The 17848-nt window shown below is 57.2% G+C and carries 21 protein-coding genes and 1 pseudogene; 11 read left to right on the top strand and 11 right to left on the bottom strand.

The genetic code is table 11. The features are described from left to right. Window positions 1–26: 26 nt before the first annotated feature. Window positions 27–407 carry an EF-hand domain-containing protein gene (locus tag AB8B29_RS29540; RefSeq protein ID WP_439006955.1) on the bottom strand — a complete coding sequence of 127 codons (381 nt, stop codon included), beginning with the start codon at window positions 405–407 and terminating at the stop codon, window positions 27–29. A 287-nt stretch (window positions 408–694) separates the two neighbouring features. On the opposite strand from AB8B29_RS29540, the gene AB8B29_RS29535 reads away from it, so the two are divergent. The 3 genes from AB8B29_RS29535 (at window position 695) to AB8B29_RS29525 (ending at window position 2609) form a co-directional block, all read left to right on the top strand. After that, complete coding sequence (locus tag AB8B29_RS29535; protein ID WP_168596811.1) at window positions 695–1084, top strand: DUF302 domain-containing protein; 390 nt, start codon at window positions 695–697, stop codon at window positions 1082–1084. Between the two features lie 286 nt (window positions 1085–1370). Then, the gene (locus AB8B29_RS29530; RefSeq protein WP_168596812.1) at window positions 1371–1868 is read left to right on the top strand and encodes a cytochrome b; all 498 of its coding nucleotides are present in this window, start codon (window positions 1371–1373) and stop codon (window positions 1866–1868) included. A 48-nt stretch (window positions 1869–1916) separates the two neighbouring features. Further along, a complete protein-coding gene (locus AB8B29_RS29525; RefSeq protein ID WP_168596813.1) occupies window positions 1917–2609 on the top strand; it encodes a VIT1/CCC1 transporter family protein in 693 nt (230 codons plus the stop codon). Between the two features lie 230 nt (window positions 2610–2839). Here AB8B29_RS29525 and AB8B29_RS29520 read toward each other — a convergent pair whose 3' ends face one another. Next, on the bottom strand, window positions 2840–3988 hold the full coding sequence (locus tag AB8B29_RS29520; protein ID WP_439006954.1) for a ceramide glucosyltransferase: 1149 nt from the start codon (window positions 3986–3988) through the stop codon (window positions 2840–2842). A 441-nt stretch (window positions 3989–4429) separates the two neighbouring features. Then, window positions 4430–4873, bottom strand: a complete 444-nt coding sequence (locus tag AB8B29_RS29515; RefSeq protein ID WP_439006953.1) for a baeRF12 domain-containing protein — start codon at window positions 4871–4873, stop codon at window positions 4430–4432. Between the two features lie 108 nt (window positions 4874–4981). On the opposite strand from AB8B29_RS29515, the gene AB8B29_RS29510 reads away from it, so the two are divergent. Together AB8B29_RS29510 and AB8B29_RS29505 are read left to right on the top strand one after the other, a co-directional pair. Next, the gene (locus AB8B29_RS29510) at window positions 4982–5272 is read left to right on the top strand and encodes an MFS transporter (RefSeq protein WP_439006952.1); all 291 of its coding nucleotides are present in this window, start codon (window positions 4982–4984) and stop codon (window positions 5270–5272) included. Between the two features lie 798 nt (window positions 5273–6070). Further along, window positions 6071–6349 carry a DUF982 domain-containing protein gene (locus AB8B29_RS29505; protein ID WP_439006951.1) on the top strand — a complete coding sequence of 93 codons (279 nt, stop codon included), beginning with the start codon at window positions 6071–6073 and terminating at the stop codon, window positions 6347–6349. A 487-nt stretch (window positions 6350–6836) separates the two neighbouring features. On the opposite strand, the gene AB8B29_RS29500 is transcribed toward AB8B29_RS29505, so the two are convergent. Further along, complete coding sequence (locus tag AB8B29_RS29500) at window positions 6837–7205, bottom strand: hypothetical protein (RefSeq protein WP_439006950.1); 369 nt, start codon at window positions 7203–7205, stop codon at window positions 6837–6839. Here AB8B29_RS29500 and AB8B29_RS29495 point away from each other — a divergent pair. Next, a complete protein-coding gene (locus tag AB8B29_RS29495; protein ID WP_439006949.1) occupies window positions 7197–7364 on the top strand; it encodes a hypothetical protein in 168 nt (55 codons plus the stop codon). The two genes, AB8B29_RS29500 and AB8B29_RS29495, sit on opposite strands and share 9 nt — an antisense overlap. Before the next feature lie 534 nt (window positions 7365–7898). On the opposite strand, the gene AB8B29_RS29490 is transcribed toward AB8B29_RS29495, so the two are convergent. The 3 genes from AB8B29_RS29490 to AB8B29_RS29480 all read right to left on the bottom strand — a co-directional run bounded on the left by AB8B29_RS29490 (window position 7899) and on the right by AB8B29_RS29480 (window position 11424). Beyond that, entirely contained in the window at window positions 7899–8957 is a 1059-nt protein-coding gene (locus tag AB8B29_RS29490) for an ABC transporter ATP-binding protein (protein WP_439006948.1), read from the bottom strand. A gap of 246 nt (window positions 8958–9203) precedes the next feature. Next, window positions 9204–10730 carry a SulP family inorganic anion transporter gene (locus AB8B29_RS29485; protein ID WP_439006947.1) on the bottom strand — a complete coding sequence of 509 codons (1527 nt, stop codon included), beginning with the start codon at window positions 10728–10730 and terminating at the stop codon, window positions 9204–9206. A 4-nt stretch (window positions 10731–10734) separates the two neighbouring features. Beyond that, entirely contained in the window at window positions 10735–11424 is a 690-nt protein-coding gene (locus tag AB8B29_RS29480) for a carbonic anhydrase (RefSeq protein ID WP_439006946.1), read from the bottom strand. Window positions 11425–11819: 395 nt separating this feature from the next. Between AB8B29_RS29480 and AB8B29_RS29475 the strand changes: the two genes are divergently transcribed. Next, on the top strand, window positions 11820–12428 hold the full coding sequence (locus tag AB8B29_RS29475) for a J domain-containing protein (protein ID WP_047562124.1): 609 nt from the start codon (window positions 11820–11822) through the stop codon (window positions 12426–12428). A 70-nt stretch (window positions 12429–12498) separates the two neighbouring features. On the opposite strand, the gene AB8B29_RS29470 is transcribed toward AB8B29_RS29475, so the two are convergent. Further along, complete coding sequence (locus AB8B29_RS29470) at window positions 12499–12849, bottom strand: TraR/DksA family transcriptional regulator (protein WP_439006945.1); 351 nt, start codon at window positions 12847–12849, stop codon at window positions 12499–12501. Window positions 12850–13558: 709 nt separating this feature from the next. Here AB8B29_RS29470 and AB8B29_RS29465 point away from each other — a divergent pair. Genes AB8B29_RS29465 through AB8B29_RS29455 form a run of 3 tightly spaced genes read left to right on the top strand, consistent with a single transcriptional unit; the run spans window position 13559 to window position 15158 of the window. Beyond that, window positions 13559–14077 (top strand): DUF4142 domain-containing protein, encoded by a 519-nt coding sequence (locus tag AB8B29_RS29465; protein WP_037201117.1) that lies wholly within the window; start codon window positions 13559–13561, stop codon window positions 14075–14077. Between the two features lie 7 nt (window positions 14078–14084). Further along, a complete protein-coding gene (locus tag AB8B29_RS29460; protein WP_439006944.1) occupies window positions 14085–14408 on the top strand; it encodes an amicyanin in 324 nt (107 codons plus the stop codon). 39 nt (window positions 14409–14447) lie between these two features. Beyond that, on the top strand, window positions 14448–15158 hold the full coding sequence (locus AB8B29_RS29455) for an RNA polymerase sigma factor (RefSeq protein ID WP_439007140.1): 711 nt from the start codon (window positions 14448–14450) through the stop codon (window positions 15156–15158). 235 nt (window positions 15159–15393) lie between these two features. On the opposite strand, the gene AB8B29_RS29450 is transcribed toward AB8B29_RS29455, so the two are convergent. Together AB8B29_RS29450 and AB8B29_RS29445 are read right to left on the bottom strand one after the other, a co-directional pair. Then, window positions 15394–15669, bottom strand: a complete 276-nt coding sequence (locus tag AB8B29_RS29450; protein ID WP_168598814.1) for a metal-sensing transcriptional repressor — start codon at window positions 15667–15669, stop codon at window positions 15394–15396. A gap of 99 nt (window positions 15670–15768) precedes the next feature. Further along, window positions 15769–17124, bottom strand: a complete 1356-nt coding sequence (locus tag AB8B29_RS29445; RefSeq protein ID WP_439006943.1) for a cation diffusion facilitator family transporter — start codon at window positions 17122–17124, stop codon at window positions 15769–15771. Between the two features lie 87 nt (window positions 17125–17211). On the opposite strand from AB8B29_RS29445, the gene AB8B29_RS29440 reads away from it, so the two are divergent. Next, entirely contained in the window at window positions 17212–17499 is a 288-nt protein-coding gene (locus AB8B29_RS29440) for a phosphatase PAP2 family protein (RefSeq protein ID WP_439006942.1), read from the top strand. Between the two features lie 179 nt (window positions 17500–17678). Here the strand turns inward: AB8B29_RS29440 and AB8B29_RS29435 are convergent. After that, a pseudogene (locus AB8B29_RS29435) lies at window positions 17679–17843 on the bottom strand (DUF1259 domain-containing protein); the annotation flags it as partial. Window positions 17844–17848: the final 5 nt, after the last annotated feature.

The raw sequence follows: 17848 nt of genomic DNA, 5'->3' as shown, positions 1-17848 counted from the left end.
ATAGCTGATGACGTAGAGCCTGGAGACTATTGACCTTGCATGAAGGCCTGGATTTCCTCGGGCGTCACTTTGCCATCCTTGTTGGCATCAATCAGGTCGAAGATCCGCTTATGGATTGCCGTTACTTCATCAAATGAAAGTGCGCCGTCACCGTTGGTATCCGCAATGGCGAACATGATCTTCATCATATGTCCGCGCATTTTCCCCATAGGCATTCCCTCCGCCATTCCGCACGGCGCAGCACTTCGATCCATCATATCTGCGTGCTCCATTTCATCGGGCATCATCGCCGATCTTCCCCATCGGTCCTGATCCGGAGCTTTGGACTGTGCTGTAGCGACGCCAATGCCCCCAACAGTTAGGAAGGCGGTCAGCGCGACTATGGTGGGCAGTTTGGGCTGTGACATCGGATGCCTCCTGTCGTTTAGACCCGAATAATGGCCTGCTTGCGAGTATCCGCCTTGATGTAGGTCAAATCCTTTTGCGGGAATTTCTGTCTTTGATTGCGCGGTAGGAAAAACTGCTGACCAAGGTCAACTCGTCGCGGCCCCTTGATCAAGGCGTGCATCCATTTTTCTTCACGCCACTCGTCGCTAGGTAGTGTTGACCAGGTCGGCGACAGTGATTTGCCAACGAGGTCCCATCCGACTTCTCTCGGAAGTCAGCGCCAAGAACCTATATCGGAGCCAAAGCCATGACTTATACTCTAGACAAGACCCTATCCGGGAGCTCGTTTGATGTCGCAGTCGAAAGGACGAAAGCAGCACTTGCGCGCAAAGACTTCGGCATCCTGACGGAGATTGACGTCAAGGCGACGATGAAGAAGAAGCTTAATGCTGACATTGACAACTACCTCATTCTGGGCGCCTGCAATCCGAGCATGGCCTTCGAAGCGATAAATATGGAGCCAAAAGTCGGCGCAATGCTTCCCTGCAATGTAATCGTCAGATCCCTTGGCGGCGGCGATATAATGATCAGCGCTATCGATCCGGTTGCCTCCATGCGAGCAATCGAAAACGCCGCACTAAAGCAGGTGGCAGGGAATGTTCGGGCGAAGCTTGAGCAAGTTATAGCGAGCATCTGACATCGGTGATATCCTATGGATCAGCAATTTCCACGCGTTGGAGCCCGACATCCTGCACGCCTCGCCTCGATTGGTCTATCGATCGACCTACCCTTGTTTGACGGCCAGTTCGGACTTGGCGGCGTATCCGATTTTCATTTCACGGTAATTCATCGAAATCGTGGAGAGCCCTTGCGGCGCTTTGCCTATCCGTATGGCCGTGGTTCCCTGCGAGCACATAAGTGGGCCGAAAGGGCATAAAGCTTAACAAACTGGGGTATCTCGCCCTTTTTTTGAGGAGTCGACCATGAGTGAACAGAAAACCAATGGATATTCCAGCCTTCAGATCGCATTGCACTGGACAGTCGCGGCACTGATTTTCTTCCAGCTCCTGTTTGGAGAGAGTATGACGACGATCGTCGACGCAGGCGAAGAAGGAACCACTGCCTCGCCGAGCGATCTCACGCTCAGTGTCGCCCATTATTGGGTCGGCATAGCAATCCTCTGTCTTGTGGCCATTAGGCTCATCCTGCGTATCGTCCAGGGCGCGCCAGAGTCCGCCAGCGATACAACGTGGATGACGTACGCTGCAAAGGCGTCACATTGGCTTTTTTACATTCTCCTTGTCGCAGTCCCGGCCACGGGTCTGCTGGCAATTTATGTCTCAGATGAGTTCGGCGATATTCATAAGCTCGCCAAGCCCGCCTTTATCGCTCTAATTGCACTTCATGCCGTAGCCGCGCTGTTTCATCAGTTCGTTCTCAAAGATGGAACGTTGAAGCGCATGCTGCTGCCGGCGAAGTAGTATCCTCCGAACATCCGCGCTAAGCACGACGAAACCGGAGAAGTCCCGATGAGAAGCCACGGAGAATTGCATCTCGTAAACCGAATAGGCTGGCTGCGGGCCGCCGTGCTCGGCGCAAATGATGGCATCGTCTCGACGGCAAGCCTTATCGTAGGGGTCGCCTCGGCCTCAACGGCAAGCTCGGAAGTTCTGGTAGCGGGTATTGCGGGGCTTGTCGCCGGCTCCATGTCTATGGCGGCGGGCGAATACGTCTCGGTCAGCTCGCAGTCCGACACGGAGAAGGCAGACCTCGGCCGCGAACGGCAGGAGCTTATAAAACAACCGGATTTCGAAAGGGAAGAGCTGGCGCAAATCTATGTCGATCGTGGGGTTGAGCCCGTTCTTGCTCGGCAGGTTGCTGATCAGCTGATGGCGAAAGATGCACTTTCAGCCCATGCACGCGACGAACTCGGGATTTCCGAAATGATGACTGCGCGACCGATCCAGGCTGCCTTGACCTCCGCCGCAACCTTCGCGGTTGGAGCCGCAATGCCGCTGCTCATGGTGATCGTATCGCCCGCATCCATGCTTGTCATAACCGTCTCTGTGGCGTCGCTCGCCTTCCTGGCGCTGCTTGGCGCCATTGGGGCGAGGGCTGGCGGGGCCGGTGTCGTGAGGCCAACGCTGCGTGTTACATTTTGGGGTGCGTTCGCGATGGCGCTGACGGCAGGCATAGGCCATCTTGTTGGAGCCGTCATCTGAGACGCCCGAATGCAACGCGCGTTCGCTCCCGGCTGTTTTCGTCAATATAGATTGATGCCGAACGATGTCTTGGCGCCTCCTGACGGTCCAAGGTGACAGAGCTTTCAGGGAGCTCGGCGCCTAGTTAACCGCTCCAGCCCTCATCCCCCGGCTCGATGCGCCTGAAGTCAACAGGGCTATCGAAGCTGCCATCGGCAGAAGCTTCTGAGACAGTCGATCGCGGTTGGTTATCACGTTTGGGACCCTACCACCCCTCGTTTCAGCTTCGAGCGCTTTAGCGACGTCATGTTATTGCCGTGCCAGGTGAAGCCGCGCTGGAGCAAACCCTGCAACCACAGCAGGGGCGATAAGATATCGCGCAAGATCCAGGCAAGTATCAATGTTAATCCGAGCGGCCATCGATAGACAACCGCGAGGGCGACTTCCGCCGAATACCAGCAGACGATGAGCAGAGGAAGTCCGATCCACGCCAGCACATCCATCGTTGCCAGGATGCAGTACAGAATCGCCACCGGCAGTATGCCTGTCAAAATTTCCGCCGAATAAGCCAACGGAAAAGAGGAGCGCCGCAATTGTGCCCAGCGCAATTGTCTGCTCCAGACTTGAGACCACGTCTTGCGACCCAGTGGTTGCTGAAAAGGCTCACGGACGACAGCAACTTTTTTGCCCGTCCGGCGAGCTATCTTGGTCGCAGCCGCATCCTCGGCGACCTCGCTTGCTAGTATTGACAATCCGCCCGAATGCTCCAACTCCCGCCGAGAGAGCATCATCGTCTTGCCTTGCGCATAACCGTACCTCAGGAAGTCGGCCACCAGCTGCCAACGCGCTTGATATGTGTTGAGGAACGCCGCTTCCAAGGCCGCCGCCAGCCCTTCTGCATCGCTGCCGACGGGTGGCGAGCAAATGACAGAGGTCGCGGAGGACCAGCGCTCGCGAAGATCATCAATATAAGCGGGAGGGACCAAAACATTGCTGTCGGAGATGACAACCCAATCATATTTCGCGGCGCGCCAGCCTTTCCAAATGTTATTCAGCTTCGGATTTTGTGATATTTTATCGTCGCCAATGAGCAGATGCGCATCCGCGGCAGGGTGGGAGGCTATGAGCTCACGAACAAGCGGTATAGCCGGGTCATCGGGTGAGGCTACGCAAAAAATCAACTCGTACTGAGGATAGTCGATGGCAAAACTGCTTCGTAATGTGCGGCGCAGGTTGTTTTCCAATCCGCAGACCGGCTTTATGATCGTAACTCCGTCAGGGCCGCATTTTGCCGACCTTCTCCAGAGCAACTTCCGCAAAACCGCTAGCGCTACGCTTACGAATTGCGTTGCAACCAACAAAATCATGCCTGCCGAGATGATGACTGGTACGATGTTCATTTCCTCTCCGCCGCGGCTCGAAGACGCACTTTGCTTAACTAGGCGAAAAGCCACTCCCCGCCTTGTCCGAGTTCCTGCCGTGCTGGCAGCCATCCACCGGCGTTAAAAATGCACTCGCCATGGTGTCCGGGCTGCAGCAGCTCGCATGCGGCGCACCTTGGTCTCCTCGGCCGATATATCGGCATTCCAATCGCACGCTCACCGATGGACACACCACATTGGGGCGACCTATGCATTGCAGGTCATTCTCAAGCGCAGGTCCAGGCGGCAAATGCCTCCACAAGGTCTTAAAAAAAGGCCTCGTACAACTGAAGCGGGCGCCTATAAAACTTCAAAAGTTCGATCTGACCACGCCGGGCCGTCTTGGACACCTCGCGCGATAAATTCCGGCTTTCCGGAATGCCTGCCCACCCCCAAAGCACCGCGTTCTCGATTGCCGCATCACGCAGCTAAATGCCTTTCGATCTCGTTCAGCGGAAGATTAACAAGGTCCTTATCATATTCCGCTGCGATCCGTCTTTTGATTGTCTCAGGCATGGCGCGCCGCAGGTCAGCAAGCGCTTTCGGCGGAGCAACCACGAAGAGCTTGTGAATATCGTTTTGCTCGCAAATCGACTCCAGCTTTTCGACAACCATCGACGAAAACCGCTCTTCTTGTTGCTCATGAAAATTCGTCTGCCCGACGCTACTGCGATGGCTGCCCATCGCAACACGGCCCGGCTTGTCCGTTCCTTGCTCGCGGGCCGGGGCGTTATGCGGGTTCTCGATGACTTGCTGGACTTCAAGCATCAGATTGAACGCGTTCCCGACATTGCGGAGCAAGAGTGCCTTGCTGGCATCTGAAACGAGAATCCAAGCATTATAAGGAATGATTGCATCGTTCATGACATTGTCCTCTTTCGTTAGACCGCTACGAAGATATTCCCCCATCCCGTGAGGCCGCATTGACCCTGGTCAATCCCAGCCAGGAGGCGCCTTGCAGCATTCCCAATCGTGGCCGTAGTGTTCGTCTGCTATGGCGCCTATCAGGGTACCTTCCGTGCCGCTGGAAAGGCGCTCGCTTCTAGCCTCGTACCCCGGGAACTGCGCGCCGGCGGCATCGGCTGGTACAATTCCCTGGTTGGGCTCACTCAACTCATTGCCAGCGTCATCGCCGGTCTGCTTTGGGATCACCTGGGCCATCAGGCCGTGTTCGTCTATGGAGCAGTTTTCGCAGTGGTCGGCATCGTTGCGCTGCTGATACTTGTGCCCGCAGACAGCAGCATCAGCGAGCGCTTCGAGTGACACGGCTCGCCAACGCGACATGACACGCCGTCTTAATTCGACCCGGATCGATAGAGGTCGAAGATAGGGAATGATCACTGAGTGATCGACACAGCGATTTTGCGCCAGGTTTACAGTATCGGCGGCACGATGTTGCCGGGGGTTGGAGAACTGAAGGACAGACCCAACCATAAGCGGAGGTGCGAGTTGAACATCCGCGCCAGATCATCGATGAGCCTTGTCACCGCGAAGGTGCGGGGACCAATTATGGATGGTGCCCCGAAACGCCTTAGTCATCGTCGGTTTGGCAGCGGGACTGGAATGTCCCGGACCCTCTTGCTCACCATCTCGGGCGGGAAGTGTAGCCGAGAAGGTCGAACTTGTAGAGCGGTCTGCATCAAGGAACTCCGGACTACGTGTTCCGCCACCAGTTGCGAACGATGTGATGTCCTTCCAAGACGGAGCCCACTCTATTGTACATCAACGCAGTAACTTCGGTTCGACGGACTAATTGATCAAGCTCAATGCGCGGAAACCGGGCCAGCGCGAAAATGGTGCCATCATCGAATAGGAGGGAATGGGTCATACTGAAGACGTTTGTAGCATCCGTAACGTTGGCGCCATTCAGGTCACTCCTCCTTGCAGGAGAAGGCGATTGCTAAAATAGGTTACCTGGACCGATTTATCGCTTCAACGAAGCGGAACGGCATCTGAACTTGCTGGTGTCGGCGGCGCCGGCGAACGCAGAGGATTTCGCGACCACTTCTACGGGACGGACTATTCTGGAGAATTGTTCACCCGCATTCATGGAGAGAAACGATGGTTTTAGAGGAAAAGACAAGATCGGACTGGAATGAGCCCGTCTATGTTCAGGTGGCAAGGCGGGCGCCCGACACCATCCACAACCCAACCGAGGCACTCAATTTCCTCGCCAACGCGTGGAAAGGCTCGCGGAAGAAGCACAGCTTTGCAAGAGAGATCTGTGCTGCTGCGGCACTCGGGCAGGTTTCTCCCGAAACGGCGCGGGAGGCTTTCGTGGAGGCTGCTTCCGAAGCGAGAATGGTCATCGGCGCGCTCCATACGGAAGCTCGGAGCTAATTCCGGCGATATTTCTGGCGTTTGCTTCTCCAGATTGCTCGCAGCCGCCGTTCGGCCGATGACGGTTGCTTCCTACATTGCGCCCATCGCATACCTCACCGGAGATTTCTGTAAGCCGCTTCTACAGCTTTTCCTTGTCGTGCTCGCTGGTTATCGCCTCGATTCCTTGCCGATCCACTTGATCCTTGCTTTGACAGTCTGCTGCAAGCCGCCGCCTAAGGTTGTCCTCGCGCTCGTCTAGAAGACGGACGTGCCTTGCCGCGAGGTCCCCGAGCGTTGCCGCGTTAAGCCTGAAGCTGCGATCTTGCGAGATTGAGCTCGCGTCAGGATTGCCAGATCCCGCGGCATCGCCTTGCGGCGATCGCCGAAGCCGTGGACCCCAATCGCGCATTTGCGAAAGGTGCCTCGGACCTGATTGACGATCAAGGTTACAGCGTCTCGTTTTGCACGTCTTCGGCGATGACGAGTGGCGGTCTGCCGGGCTCGGCTATTTTCCTCGAGCAGACCAGCCAGCTCGCCGAGTGTGGAGGCTTTTCCACTCGAAGATCGGGATCCGGGCACCCTCGAAAATGCGCCCATCTTCTTCGCGTCCGTTGCGAAATAAAGCGAAAACATAGCCGCGCTCGAATTGCGTGCTCTCCATGATGTCGAGGCGGGTTTTCATCGTCTTGGATTCCTCGGCAGCAATAACGCCTTCGAAGCCGCCGAGATATCGGGTGAGCAGAAAATTGATCCTTCGCAAAGCCGCTTCGTTGACGCGGTATACACTGTGGCTTTGTGGAAGATTGGGAAAGTGCCGTAGAACAAAGGTTGCCATTGGCTCATGACCCATGATCGGAGCAATGACATGATTCATTTTCCCGCGGGACGATGGGTACGCTGGTTTCTCATCGATCATCTTTTGTTGATCGTTGTTATTCTGATGCTTGCCACCATCTTCAGCATCCCGCTGATCAAATCGATGATCGAGCACGATCAGCGAAGCGCGCCGCTGCTGCGCTCAACCACCCAGTAGTTTGTTGTGTCCGCCGAAGGGACGAGATCACTCGCTCGGCCTCTAGCGCAAGTTAGGAGACCTATTTGGGTATGGTTAGACCGATGTTTTGATTTGTGCTTCTCTCAATCGGAACGATTGATTGAGGGATGCGATGTCATGTTTGTAAACCGGCTCTGAACAATGACCCCGTTGAGATCCCCTGTAACGGTTTGAAATTGATAGGAACATCGGACCACCAACGGTTCATACGCAACGCCGGTGTGGTCGCCACTTTCTCCACAGCATGGAATATATTTCAATGACTTAAGCCTCATACCAGCAGGGTCATCCTTGGATGCTTTTTCACAACCTCGACTTATTGCGTGATCTCAAGCGGATCAATTCCCACCTGGTCGCAGCTGCTGCTCATCCCATCCTGGAAGAGTGCGGCGAACACTTGCAGAGCGGACGCCGAGCCCGATCCCCCAGGCGGCATTGACCGCGCATGACTAAAAGGTCCGATCTCAGCCGTCCGGTGGGGATACTGAAAGGCACTGAGTTCGCGGCCATCAGTCACGGCAAGACCAATAAATCGGACGCTTTGAAGCTGATAGTCACCCGCTCACCCACGGTGGGCGATGTGCGCCGTGGGTTGTTGAACATGTCGAAAGAAATCGTGTTGCCGGCGACGTTCATGCGGGTGCGAACAACTGAGCCAAGAAAATGCACTGATATGACCTCGCCCGTCAGGGCCGTGTCGCCCTTGGCCGATTCGGCCAGTGAGCCTGCCTCCGGGCGCAAAGCCAGCGATACCGTGTCGCCAGGCTTGTAGGCGGTGACCGATTGCTTCAGCGTGACGTCCTGATCGCCGATCATGATGCGGCTGTTGTCGGGATCGACGACCTTACCTTCGATCAGGTTCAGCGTACCGACGAAGGAAGCGACGAAGCGGGTGGCCGGAGTGTTGTAGATCTCGAAAGGCGAACCGATCTGATCCGCGCGGCCGGCATTCATGACGACGATACGGTCGGAGATCGACAGCGCCTCTTCCTGATCATGCGTCACGAAAACGGTGGTGATGCCGAGCTGCTGTTGAATCGCCCGGATTTCCTCGCGCAGCGATACGCGGATCTTCGCATCCAGCGCCGAAAGCGGCTCATCGAGCAGGAGAACCTGCGGCTTGACGGCGATGGCGCGGGCGAGCGCCACGCGCTGCTGCTGACCGCCGGACATCTGGTAGGGGAAGCGGGTGGCGAGATGATCGAGCTTGATGAGAGCAAGCATCTCCTTGACGCGCTTGTCGATATCGGGCTTTGCCATGCCGGCGACCTTGAGGCCGAAGGCGACATTGTCGTGCACGGTCATATTCGGAAACAGCGCGTAAGCCTGGAACACCATGCCGATGTTGCGCTGGTTCGGCTTCAGCGGCCGCTGATCCTTGCCGTTGATGGTCAGCGTGCCGGCGGTCGGGGTCTCGAAGCCGGCAATCATGCGCAGCACGGTCGTCTTGCCGCAGCCTGATGGTCCGAGGAAGGAGATGAATTCTCCTTTCTCGATTTGGACTGTGAATTCCTCGACAACGGGCAGGCTTCCAAATGACTTGCTAACGTTGATCAGATCAAGAAATGCCATTTGCCAAATGCGCCAGATGTTTTGCTGCTATGCCCAGCAATTGCTTGTCATAAAACTGTCATGAATTGAACTCTTCCGTCAAGCCGAGTGCCTCCCCGGGCAGGTGTCCGCGCTTGTAACGTCGCATCTCGTATGGCCGCGGCCATGGAAATGACGGAATGTTTCGCGGTTCGCTTATGTGCGTGCCTCGCCCCGGCAAGCGGGGCAAGAACGTTGTCGCTAGGTAGCTGGTGCGCTCTCCGCCGATCAGGCAACTTCCTCTGACAGCCGTTCAAAGATCGGTTTCAGCCGCCGATGGCGTCCGACCGGCGGATGCTCAATTTCGACGACGCGCCCTGATTTCTTCTGTCGTTTCAGCCATTCACGCAGGGTCTCTGCGCTCGTATGGTCAAGATAATGCAGGCGGGCGCCCGCGATCCTGATCTTGCGACCCTCGGGAAGCGTTTCCAGCGTGTTGAGCAGGGCAGGAACGTCCTTGCATGTCGCCACGCCCACGAGGTCGAGATGGATGCCTTCCTCATCCTCCAACCGGTCGATGGCAAGTTTGCGACGCAGGTGCGGAAGGATTTCCAATATGGACAGTGCAAGGCCGAGCGCCACGCCGACGAGCAGGTCCTGAAGTACCACCATCGCCACCGTCGCGGTCCAGATCCCAACGGGAACCCAACCGTGATGATCGAACAGGTGCCGGACGTGGTGGAGACTGATCAGCCGCCATCCTGTCACCAGCAGCACCGCGGCAAGTGCAGTCAGCGGCACCATCGCGAGCAACTGCGGCAGAAATGCCACCAGTCCAAGGATCCAAACACCATGCAGCACGGCCGATGCCCGGCTGCGTGCGCCTGCTTGAATATTGGCGGACGATCTGACGATGACACCCGTTATCGGCAGCGCGCCAAGCAAACCGCAAAGTCCATTGCCGATGCCCTGCGCGAACAACTCCTTGTTGAAGCGGGTTCGCACGCCATCATGCATGCGATCGACGGCCGCGGACGACAGTAGCGTTTCCGCACTGGCGATCACCGCGATAACCAGCGTCGTCATAATGATACCGGGCTCGACCATCCTGGCAAAACCATCGAGCGTCGGCAGCGAAATGCTGTCGATGAGAGAGGACGGCACCTCCACCCTGGTGATCGGCAGCTGCATCCCGACCGTCAATATCGTGCCAGCCGCGACCCCCACCAGAGCCCCGGGCACCAGCATGAATGGCTTCGGCCTGAACTTCTCCCATGCGATCATGGCCAGCAGGGAGATCAAGCCCACGAGTAGGGCAACCGATTCCCGGGTCAGTCCGGAGCCCCACACGCGACCGAGGGTCTGCTCCATGGCGGTGACGTTCTCGATGCCTCCGGCAGCAGGTCTTGCCCCCATCAGCACATGGACTTGGCCAAGAATGATGAGGATGCCGATCCCGGCGAGCATGCCGTGGACCACCGCAGGCGAAATTGCGCGAAACCACGATCCAATCTTCAGGAATCCGGCAAGGACCTGCAGCAATCCCGCCACGATGAGCACCGGCCCGAGCATGGCGGCGCCGTATTGCTCGACGAAGCCGAAGACGATCACGGCTAATCCCGCCGCCGGACCCGACACCTGAAGTGGGGATCCGGCCAAAAGGCCGACGACAATGCCGCCGACAATGCCTGAAATGAGACCCATGGCCACCGGAACTCCTGAAGCCACAGCAATCCCGAGGCAAAGCGGTATAGCAACGAGAAACACGACAAGCGACGATGCGAAGTCTCGCGAAAGAACAGAGCTGGACATCATCGGCCTACTCCGCAGCTTGTGGCATCACATGTGGACGACCACGACCGGTGACTGCGACGGGCAAAGGCCTGTCCTCAATGATATCCGTAAAACGAACGGCCGCACCGTCATAGACCAGCACTTCCCCGGTCTCGATATCAAAAAACCAGCCATGCAGGGTAATGTCATTGGTCGCCAGCTTGGCCGCGACCGAAGGATGCGTGCGCAGATGGTCAAGCTGGACAACGACGTTTTCCATGGCGATGGCGCGAACCCTTTGGCGCTCGGGCAGATCGGCAGGATAGGCTTCGCAAACGATCGAATGGGCCGCATGGCTGTGTTTCAGCCACGCAGCGACATTCGGCATCGGCTTCAGCAGATCGGGGTGGCAAAGCCCTTTCATGGCGCCGCAGTCGGAATGCCCGCACACGATGATATCACGAACGCCAAGTGCGACGACGGCATATTCTATCGCCGATGATACGCCACCATTGGCCGTCGAAAACGGGGGAACGATATTTCCGGCATTCCGGCAGACGAAGAGTTCGCCGGGGCCGGACTGCGTGATCGTTTCGGGCATCACCCGGCTGTCGGCGCAGGAAATCATCAGCGCTTGCGGCTGCTGTCCCTCCTCCGCCAGCTTGCGATAAAGTGCCTGATGGTCTGGAAAGACGGCACCGCGAAAGCTGGAGATCCCTTTAAGCAAATCACCCATTGTCGAGTCCTTGTAATGGGCCGGACGGCAGGCAGGGGGCGTACCCATGCCCGGCGGGTTGGAATGCGCGATCATTTCGCAAGTGCGAGATAGGTGAAGTCGCCGGGAAGAAAATAGCCGACCCGGAATTAGTGTAATCTAATTTATAAAAATCTTGTGAGTGGATTGTGAAATGATTTTAGTCGACGCCCGCTTATCGTGATGGACGTTGAAATCTCAAATTCGTTTCGGTGGAAGTGTCTCCCGATGAGAATCGAACCATCAACCCGTGAGAGCTTTATTCACAATTCAGGTGGTTGGTGAATTGGCTGGGCCATCCACAGATTGACTGGAATCCGCCAACAGCCAGTTCGCTATTTCTTGCCGAGATGAAGCGTTGCCGCCATATAAGTGCCATGACGCTTGATTCGAAAATATTTGTTGGCCTTAAATCGACTCGTAAGAGGTCTGTCCCGCAGAGTGAACCCAGCGGTCCCAGATGCCAATGGGACGGCTGCGAAAAGAATGGTACGCACCGCGCCCCGGTGGGTCGGGATGCAGAAGGCCTGTATCTGTTCTTCTGTCTTGAGCACGTGAAGGAGTACAACAAGGGCTACAATTTCGCGACGGGTCTATCTGACAAGGACATTGCCCGCTATCAGAAGGAAGCGGCCACTGGCGGCCGTCCGACCTGGGGGACCAGCGTCAGTCAGGCGTCCGAAACTCCGCTCCCGGGCAACGTCCGTTCCGGTTCTGCAAAGGCATTGAATGCCCGCAAAACCGCCGCGCAGCGCAAGGCGCAAAAGGCGGATCTCCTGATACGCAAACTCAAGGTGCTGGAAGCAAAGGCATTTGAGACACTCGGTCTGTCGCCAGCTGCAACGCCGGAGGAAATCAAAAGCCGCTATAAGGAAAGGCTCAAAATGCACCATCCGGATGCCAACCAAGGCGACCGCACTTCCGAGGACGAGCTTCGAGCATCGATCGAAGCGCATAAGATCCTTAAACTGAACGGATTTTGCTGAAAGATCTTCCATCGGCTCTTCTCTATTCGGCGTGTTGAGGTCAGGCGCTTTTGAGCGTGCAAGCGAGGCGTTAAATCGAATGAGCGCAGGATTGACAGAAAGGCGTGTGTGGGACAGCCTCAAGCCTCTGCTCGCCGATTGGTGTGCCGCACTTCACACAGGTGCCAAAAGTGCCAGCCTCAATCCGGTCCAAAGCCGCTTGGATAGCTAGGAGCTCCTTCTGTCCGGCCTCGCCGAGTTCTCCCAGGACTTCATCGTTATTTCGCTCTGTCGCACGATCATCATCATCAGGATTGCGGGGCTGCTCGAAATCATACTCAATCGCGCGGAGGCGGGTTTGCAACTCGCGCCGGCGTTGGTCGAGGAGAGCCCTGTACTTTCCGATATATTGCCTCGACGATGAGGGGGACTGCTTTTGCATGGTCATTCTCCAGTCGGCCTCATATTCGTTACCGACCCTTGTTGTTTCCCGGCTCTAGCCGCTGATCCTGAGCAAGCCAACGATCCGACAGTGAAATACCTATCTTCGCTTTCTTTGTTTATTTGGCCACGAGCTGCAACGCAGGTGCCGTAAACCACCAGCTTGGTCGCAGAAAAGCCGCCAATTCCATACGCCTCGGGAAAAACCTAGCGTATCGCGGGTCCATTGCATTGATCGGAATCAAGGTTACCTGCGGTCAGCTTGGTGCCAAGCACCGTTGGTGCGAGCCAACTTGCGCGGTACTATTTATTTAGGCTTGGTGTGCGGTGCGCCGGAGTTGGAGCGGATCCAAGCTGAGTTGGGTTCCCCTCAGTCCTTTCGAGAGGCTGCTCGTGTACTTGATACCTTTGTGCCGGCCGAAAGTGCAGCCAAGAGCCTTGTCAATGCCCGAATGAACAAGAAGCGTCAGATGCGCTGGTCGCCGATTGGCGCTCATCGGGTTCTACAGGTCCGAGCCGCCGGCGCCGATGGTCGTCTCAAGCAGGCAAAGCTCAGTCTTGCAGCGTAAGACCCATCTTTTTTCCACTCCGTACACCGCGCCAGGCCAGCGTAGAAAGAAATTCGGGAACCTTTTGCCGGAAGCAGCATCTAATGGCTGTTTCAGATGCCGGAGGCGTCTGGAGTTTTCCCATGGGGATAGGAGACCAACATGTTCAAGCGACTTCTCACGGCAACTGCGATGGCTGCGGCACTTGCAACTGCGGCGCTTGCAGCCGACAAGCCGACGGATCCACAGATCGCGCATATCGCCTACACGGCCGGCGAGATCGACATCGCCGCCGCCAAGCAAGCTCTCAAGATGAGCAAGAACGCCGAGGTCCGGCAATTCGCCGAGACAATGGAGCGCGACCATACGGCCGTGAACCAAGAGGCGCTTGCCCTTCTCAAGAAATTGAAAGTCAAGCCCGAAGATAACGACACCAGCAAGTCGCTGTCGTCTGCCGCCAAGACGGAACTGGAAAAGCTCTCCAAGCTTCATGGCGCAGCCTTCGACAAGGCCTATGTCGATAACGAGGTGGCCTATCACAAGCAGGTCAACGGCGCGCTTGAGACACTGCTGATCCCGTCGGCTCAGAATGGCGAACTGAAATCGCTGCTGGAGACGGGTCTGAAGCTCTTCAAGGAGCACCAGACGCACGCCGAGCATCTTTCATCGATGGTCAAGTAGGCTCGCCATGCGCCCCCTGCTTTGCATCCTTACCGCGTTGGTATTCGCAGGGCTCGTGGTTGGAGGCCCCGCGAGCGCGGTGGCCGCCAATCACGACATCGTCATCGCGCAGATGCAATTCGGCGCGGTGCCGCCGTTGCATGTCGGCGACGTGATCACCTGGCGTAATGATGATACATTCCGCCATAGCGTGACCGCACGCGACAAGAGCTTCGACATTGATCTGCCGCCGAAGGCGCAAAAAAGCATGACGGTCAAACAAGCGGGAAAAGTGGATTTCTATTGCCGCTTTCACCCGATGATGACCGGCACGCTTGATGTCCTGCCATAGGCTGGGCGGTGGACGCACGGAATTATGCTGGGGTTGATCATGGTTGGCATTCCCACTGCGGCACCGAGGCACGTGCCAGACATGACAAGGCTACCCGATGCCGATCTCGTCGTTCATGCCAGGATGGGCGACGAGAAGGCCATACGTGTCCTTGTGCAGCGACACAACCGCCGCCTGTTTCGATCGGCACGTGCCATCGTCCGGGACGACGCAGAAGCGGAGGACATTGTTCAGGCGACGTATGTGCATGCCTTCACCCATCTCGATGTATTTCGCGACGAGGCCCAGCTTTCCACCTGGCTTACCCGGATCGCGCTCAACGAGGCGCTCGGGCGCATACGACACCGGCAGCGCAACGTCGGTTTGGAGGAGGTCGACATGACTGCAGAATCAGGACGGGGCGCGCTGCTACAATTTCCGACCCCGTTCTCGGTCGATGACCCCGAGGCCGAGTTCTCCCGCGCAGAAGCGCGCCGTCTACTCGAACGGGCGGTCGACAGGTTACCCGACGAATTCCGCGTGATCTTCGTGCTGCGGGACGTAGAGGGAATGAGCACGGAGGAGGCAGCGTCGTATCTCGGCATCAAGCCCGCAACGGCCAAGACGCGGTTACACCGCGCACGCAAGATGATGCGGATTGCTATCGAAAAGCAGTTGGTGGGGGCATTCTCTTCGCTGTTTCCGTTCGACGGAGCGCGATGCGTAGCGATGGCCGACCGTGTCGTCGAAGGACTACGGATTACTCGATAGCTGATCGTCGCAAGATGACGGCAGAACGTTACCGCGCGCGGAAAACGGAGAGGCGCATGTCCTTGCCGCACCGACCTGGCGTGGCTCGCTGCCGACAATAATGGCCGGGCGGCCATAGTTCGCCCGATCATTTCCGCGATCGACAACAGGGGAGCCGATTAGTTTTCCGTTAGAAGCAGCCCTGCAAGGATCGCCTCCGAGGTGCGCGAGATAGGCCAGCAGGCGAGCAGTGGCCTTAAAGAAACTTTGTGATCGACTTGAATTCGTCGATGGATTGCCGCTTGTCCCGTGGCAGTGCACCGACCGTTTCCTCAAGGCAGTGATCGAGGTGATCCTGAATGAGCGTCCGCTTGGCGTTAACGATCGCCTTCTCGACAGCGGAGAGCTGCTGGGCGATATCAATGCATGGTTTGCCACCCTCGATCATGGCGATGACGCTCTTCAGATGCCCTTCGGCCCGCTTCAGGCGCTTGATAATCTCTGGATGGGTAGCGTGGGTGTGCTCGGTCATATCGTCCTGTATCCCCCTAGTGGGGATGAGTGTCAATGTTGGCCCGGAAGCGCACTTGACTGGGGGTCAAGGAGGCGCAACCCGCAATCTCGAACGATTTCAATGATGATGCTCTTCCGGCTCGTCCATCCGGAACGGAAGGACTTCGACTTTGTCACCTGCCTTCAGAACGAGTTCGGCATCGAACTCATGCGGTTCGGCGGGAGCTTCCGCGCTCTGCATTGCATGATGGTCGATCGGGGATGGCAACAGCGGCAACGTTTCGATGACACCGCCTGGCCGTTGGATGTTCACCACCGCCTGGAGATCGCGATCGTGGCTGGCGATCGACAGCCGCATCCGCTCGCCGTCGGGGGTATCAACGATCTCGAGAAGCCCGGTCGCCAGCGAGGAGTTGACGGTGAACGGGTCGGGAGCATGGTGATGCCCCTGATCGCCGTGATTGGCGGCCACGGCTGAGGCACCCGCGGTATCGAACTGGATCGTCGCGCTGCCTAGCGGCGCAAGATGAGTATGCAATTCCTCGCGAAGGGCAAGTGAGATGCCATTCGCCTCGGCGAGCGTCTTACCGTCCTCGACTGCGATCGTGACGTCGGCGTGCAGCTTGTGGCCAAGCCATCGAGCTTTGACATCGGTGATCTTGGCGACGCCCGGTACGTGTGCGGCCGCATGGCGGACTTCATCTGCAATGCCCAGCTCGACACCGTCAAGGCTCCGGGTAATGACGGCACGGGCCGACTGCCAGACGATGCCAAAGATTGCGATCGCAATCAGAAGCCCGATGATCGGGTCGGCAAGCGGGAAGCCCAGGTAGACGCCGATCGCGCCCAGAACAACAGCCAGGCTCGTGAGACCATCGGTTCTGGCGTGATAACCATCGGCGATCAGGGCGGCACTGTTCATCGCACGGCCGATCTTGATGCGGAAGATCGCAACGATTTCATTTCCAAGGAAACCGATGATGCCTGCAGCGGTGACCCAGCCAAGTTGTGTGATCGGCTGTGGGTGGATCAGACGATGGACTGCCTCATAGCCGGCCACGACAGCACTGAATAGGATGATGAGGACGATGAGCATCCCCGCCAGATCCTCGACGCGGCCAAGCCCGTAGTTGAACCGGGCTGTCGCCGGTCGCCGCACAAGCACGAAGGCAATCCAAAGCGGAATGGCGGTTGTCGCGTCGCCGACATTGTGGATGGTGTCGGCAAGCAAGGCCACCGAACCGGAAATGAAGACGACGATCAACTGTAGGATCGCGGTGATCGCGAGGATCACGAAAGACCACTTGATTGCCCAGATGCCGCGTTCGGATGTCGCGATGCTTGGGTCGACCACCCCGTGGGTATGGCCGTGCCCCCCACCCTCCCCATGCGAGTGGCCATGGGCGCCGTGTCCATGCCCTTGGAGCACATCAGCGCCTCCGAAAGCGAGCCATTCCTTGATAGTCGTGAACATGAAAGCCTCGTCGTCAGATCCAATCCATACGGGATAGCCCCGCAGCGTATTCGGCTTCTTCCTATCCCCCTGGATAGGATCAGGCAAGTGAACTGCATCCGCCTGCAGTTAACCAGCCGTGCTGGGAATAAGATCGGGCCAAACAGCACCGTTGTCGTTGGTGCCGCTTTTGCATCCACAACCGGCGTGACTTTGCTTGCCTTCTTCCTCCTTCTAGCGGCGATTCTGGTGTCTTTCTCGCGCGTCTACATCGGTACGCACTATATCAGCGACATCATGGGTGGCGCGCTGACGGGGATTTTCGCGGCGATCATCGTCAAAACCCTCTACAAGCCGGAAACCCGTGTCGATCGCTTTATCACCAGCATTCTCTAAACTCACAAGACCTCCTGCCCGGAGTTCGCACTCTACCGGCTCGTTCCGGAAGCCAAGCTTCCACAAAAGAGCGGAAAGCTTTGAACACCGGCGTAAGGCATCGTGCCAAGAATCCCTCCGACGGAAGTACTTGTTGCGACCAACAAGCGCGGGGATTTCCTCCGTGCAATCTAACACATTCACGAATGACGAAGACTGATCTTGTCCAAGGCCGACCTGAGACCCCGCGCAAGCTTGGTTACATCGTCGTTTGCCCAGAAATACATGAAAAGCAGCCGAGGCTCGTTGTCGAGCATGTGATTGTGGACGGCAGTCACCTCGATCCCGCCTTCTCGCAACGCCCGCCGAA

The sequence above is a fragment of the Rhizobium sp. 11_C7_N12_5 genome (genome assembly GCF_051811145.1).
GTDB lineage: Bacteria > Pseudomonadota > Alphaproteobacteria > Rhizobiales > Rhizobiaceae > Rhizobium > Rhizobium lusitanum.
Note: the sequence above shows the minus strand (reverse complement) of the source record. Positions and strands in the feature narration are given on the sequence as shown.

Bases quoted from the DNA above. Each gene is read 5' to 3' on its own strand.
- AB8B29_RS29540 (WP_439006955.1), bottom strand. From the start codon at position 407: ATGTCACAGCCCAAACTGCCCACCATAGTCGCGCTGACCGCCTTCCTA.
- AB8B29_RS29535 (WP_168596811.1), top strand. From the start codon at position 695: ATGACTTATACTCTAGACAAGACCCTATCCGGGAGCTCGTTTGATGTC.
- AB8B29_RS29530 (WP_168596812.1), top strand. From the start codon at position 1,371: ATGAGTGAACAGAAAACCAATGGATATTCCAGCCTTCAGATCGCATTG.
- AB8B29_RS29525 (WP_168596813.1), top strand. From the start codon at position 1,917: ATGAGAAGCCACGGAGAATTGCATCTCGTAAACCGAATAGGCTGGCTG.
- AB8B29_RS29520 (WP_439006954.1), bottom strand. From the start codon at position 3,988: ATGAACATCGTACCAGTCATCATCTCGGCAGGCATGATTTTGTTGGTT.
- AB8B29_RS29515 (WP_439006953.1), bottom strand. From the start codon at position 4,873: ATGAACGATGCAATCATTCCTTATAATGCTTGGATTCTCGTTTCAGAT.
- AB8B29_RS29505 (WP_439006951.1), top strand. From the start codon at position 6,071: ATGGTTTTAGAGGAAAAGACAAGATCGGACTGGAATGAGCCCGTCTAT.
- AB8B29_RS29495 (WP_439006949.1), top strand. From the start codon at position 7,197: ATGATTCATTTTCCCGCGGGACGATGGGTACGCTGGTTTCTCATCGAT.
- AB8B29_RS29500 (WP_439006950.1), bottom strand. From the start codon at position 7,205: ATGAATCATGTCATTGCTCCGATCATGGGTCATGAGCCAATGGCAACC.
- AB8B29_RS29490 (WP_439006948.1), bottom strand. From the start codon at position 8,957: ATGGCATTTCTTGATCTGATCAACGTTAGCAAGTCATTTGGAAGCCTG.
- AB8B29_RS29485 (WP_439006947.1), bottom strand. From the start codon at position 10,730: ATGATGTCCAGCTCTGTTCTTTCGCGAGACTTCGCATCGTCGCTTGTC.
- AB8B29_RS29480 (WP_439006946.1), bottom strand. From the start codon at position 11,424: ATGGGTGATTTGCTTAAAGGGATCTCCAGCTTTCGCGGTGCCGTCTTT.
- AB8B29_RS29475 (WP_047562124.1), top strand. From the start codon at position 11,820: ATGACGCTTGATTCGAAAATATTTGTTGGCCTTAAATCGACTCGTAAG.
- AB8B29_RS29470 (WP_439006945.1), bottom strand. From the start codon at position 12,849: ATGCAAAAGCAGTCCCCCTCATCGTCGAGGCAATATATCGGAAAGTAC.
- AB8B29_RS29465 (WP_037201117.1), top strand. From the start codon at position 13,559: ATGTTCAAGCGACTTCTCACGGCAACTGCGATGGCTGCGGCACTTGCA.
- AB8B29_RS29460 (WP_439006944.1), top strand. From the start codon at position 14,085: ATGCGCCCCCTGCTTTGCATCCTTACCGCGTTGGTATTCGCAGGGCTC.
- AB8B29_RS29455 (WP_439007140.1), top strand. From the start codon at position 14,448: ATGGTTGGCATTCCCACTGCGGCACCGAGGCACGTGCCAGACATGACA.
- AB8B29_RS29450 (WP_168598814.1), bottom strand. From the start codon at position 15,669: ATGACCGAGCACACCCACGCTACCCATCCAGAGATTATCAAGCGCCTG.
- AB8B29_RS29445 (WP_439006943.1), bottom strand. From the start codon at position 17,124: ATGTTCACGACTATCAAGGAATGGCTCGCTTTCGGAGGCGCTGATGTG.